The organism is Bacillus sp. GMa5/1, from assembly GCF_050172015.1.
Taxonomy (GTDB): Bacteria; Bacillota; Bacilli; order Bacillales; family Bacillaceae_G; genus Bacillus_A; species Bacillus_A cereus.
Map to the genome: position 1 here is coordinate 1 of NZ_JBNLYC010000318.1, position 2922 is coordinate 2922.

A 2922-nucleotide genomic window follows, 5' to 3' on the forward strand; every position below is an offset into this window, starting at 1 on the left:
CGAAAGTCCTAACATTAAAATCTATTTAACTATATATATAATTAAAAGAAGGTCCTAAGATGCAGACGAACACTAATACTATAGAGGACATCTATCAGGAGATATTAGATGGAAAAAGAAATAGATTCCCACCAAACACTTGGAAATTAGATAGAAATAATCAATTGGCCAGAAGAGTAACAAAGTATTTAGTAACAAAAATTTTGAATTGGAATGAAGAAGAGATAAAACAGAATTGGAATAACAAATTGATTGCAAAGTATCGATTACGTGGTGTATTGAAGCACAAATATAATAATAGTCCATATGTGATGATTAATGATTTATATCCGAATCAATTTAAAGAATGGGAATTTAGAATGACACCATTAAATTTTTGGACGAAAGAAAAGGCTCTACAATTATTAAAATGGTTAATTGAAGAAGAGGAGAAATTACCACCACAAAAACTCTTACAAATTTATGGGCAAAAATGGTTAATTGAACATCGACTAAGTGCACCTCTAAGGGTGATTTGGAATGGAAGCCCGTATGCGATGATTAATGATTTATATCCAAATCGATTTAAAGAATGGGAATTTAATAAGGCTCCTAATAAGTTTTGGACGAAAGAAAAAACATTACAAGCACTAAAATGGACAATTGAAGAAAAAGAAAAATTAAATCTGGATCAATTGAAGAATATATACGACAATAAATGGTTAGCCCAATCAGGATTGCGTGGAGCCTGTCAATTATATTGGAATGATAGTCCATATGCAATGATTAATGATTTATATCCAAATCAATTTAAAGAATGGGAATTTAAGATGACACCTAGTGGTTTTTGGACGAGAGAAAAAGCGCTAGATGCATTACGGTGGACAATTGAAGAAAAAGAAAAGCTGACAGATAATCAATTATTACAGCAATACACAATGCAGTGGCTTAAAAGCCATAGACTATGGACACCTGTAGTAAGATACTGGAATGGAAGCCCATACGCAATGATTAATGATTTATATCCAAATAAATATATAAAAAGTGCATTCAGAGGATATATAAATAAAGCTTAATATTATTAGACATAACTTAAGTGAACTACCCGCGACTTAACGTCCTAACAGACTGTTTGAAGTGGGGGCTTCTCGGTTAGTCGTTACTTTTGGTAGCTAACGAATTCGTCCTAAGACAGCCGAGCTAACTCCCTTGTTCCAAGGGGTTATTTTATTGCTATCTATGCTAACGCTAATAGGCGTATTGCTTCATTTTTGATATTGATAGCTGCGTTATAATCTCTATCGAGATTTACACCGCATATACAAGAATAGACTCGCTCAGACAATGACATATTTTTCACATTTCCACAACTGCTACATGTTTTTGTGGAAGGAAACCATTTGTCTATTTTCACAAGCTGTTTGCCTTGTTCATTTAGTTTATAAGCTAAGAAAGAAGTGAACATACCCCAAGCATTATCAGCGACGCTTTTTCCAAAATGAAGTGCTTGCGATATTCCCTTCATATTTAGATCTTCAATAGCTACAACATCAAAATGAGTAGCTAACTCTTTAGACTTATGATGAAGGAAGTTCTTACGTTGGTTTGCTACTTTTTCATGCAGCTTAGCTACACGGATACGTTGTTTATTCCAACGCCCTGAACCTTTTGTACGTCTTGATAATACTCGTTGCGCCTTTGCTAATCGGTCTAACATTTCACGATAGAACTTAGGATAATTGGCTCTCTCATCCTCAGAACTGACGTATAATTGATCCATCGCAAAGTCTAATCCAACAACTGTTTCTACTTCTTTTTGTACGATCTCTTTTTCGTATTCAGTCAAAATAGACACATAGTATTTACCAGTAGGTGTCATAGAAATCGTACATGACTTGATTATATGGCCTTGTGGTATTTCTCTATGCTGTTTGATACGTACCATTTTCAGTTTTGGCAATTTGATATGACCGTTAAGCAACATAATATTTCCGTTCACTACATTCGTTGTATAAGACTTTCTGTCTTTTTTGCTTTTGAATGTTGGGAAGTCATTTTGACCACGAAAGAAATTTTTATAGGCAGTTTGCAAGTTTAGTTGAGCATTTGCCAAAGCTAATGAATCAACTTCTTTTAACCACTCAAATTCTGCTTTGTATTTCGCAGGAGTGGGAAGCTTTTGTTTCTTTAGTTGATCCTTATCATCTTTATGTTTTTCATACGCTTCTCTCCGTTCAGCTAACATTCTGTTATACACGAAACGTACACAACCGAAGGTTTTACGCATAAGATGTGCTTGGTCTTCTGTTGGATACAAACGGAATTTATATGCTTTATTCTGCTTTGTCATATCATTTCACCTCACTTTTCACTTTGATTTTCAATATATGTTTTTACTACGTCTATTGGCGAACCACCAGTAGTTAGCAAGCAAAAACTTCTTGACCAAAACATCTCTTTCCAAAGTTTCTTTTTCACTTGTGGAAAGTCTCTTTTAATAAGTCGAGAACTTGCACTTTTATAAGCATTGATGAATTTTGTCATTTCTGTATTAGGGTGTGCCTTGAACAAAATATGAACATGGTCTACATCATGATTCCATTCAACTAATGTGATGTTATAGTTTTCAGATAGTCGAACAAACATATCTTTTGCATAGTCTGACATATCATCAAACACATTTCTTCTGTATTTCACGACCAACACAAGGTGATAATACAACAAGAATACTGAATGGTTATTACTATCTAATTTCATTTATATACCAATCTTTATCATTTATAAGACTGATTATATCGGAGGCAAAATAAAAAGGAAAACCTTTTGGCTACGCCAAACCGAAATTCATCTCCCACCTACCGTTGGGCTACGCCCTTCACACGCTTGAGGAAGGAGAATTCTTTCGGGAAATTCGTTAAAATGAAAGCTTAACTTGATAAGCAG

3 protein-coding genes are annotated in these 2922 nt (G+C 34.2%); 1 reads left to right on the forward strand and 2 read right to left on the reverse strand.

The window, feature by feature from the left end:
* The first annotated feature begins 59 nt into the window (after positions 1-59).
* A complete protein-coding gene (locus ACQGSG_RS28000; protein ID WP_426948585.1) occupies positions 60-1055 on the forward strand; it encodes a DUF4046 domain-containing protein in 996 nt (331 codons plus the stop codon).
* Between the two features lie 161 nt (positions 1056-1216).
* On the opposite strand, the gene ACQGSG_RS28005 is transcribed toward ACQGSG_RS28000, so the two are convergent.
* Positions 1217-2329 carry an RNA-guided endonuclease TnpB family protein gene (locus tag ACQGSG_RS28005; RefSeq protein ID WP_426948587.1) on the reverse strand — a complete coding sequence of 371 codons (1113 nt, stop codon included), beginning with the start codon at positions 2327-2329 and terminating at the stop codon, positions 1217-1219.
* Between the two features lie 11 nt (positions 2330-2340).
* Positions 2341-2736 carry an IS200/IS605 family transposase gene (gene tnpA / locus ACQGSG_RS28010; protein WP_002153690.1) on the reverse strand — a complete coding sequence of 132 codons (396 nt, stop codon included), beginning with the start codon at positions 2734-2736 and terminating at the stop codon, positions 2341-2343.
* Positions 2737-2922: the final 186 nt, after the last annotated feature.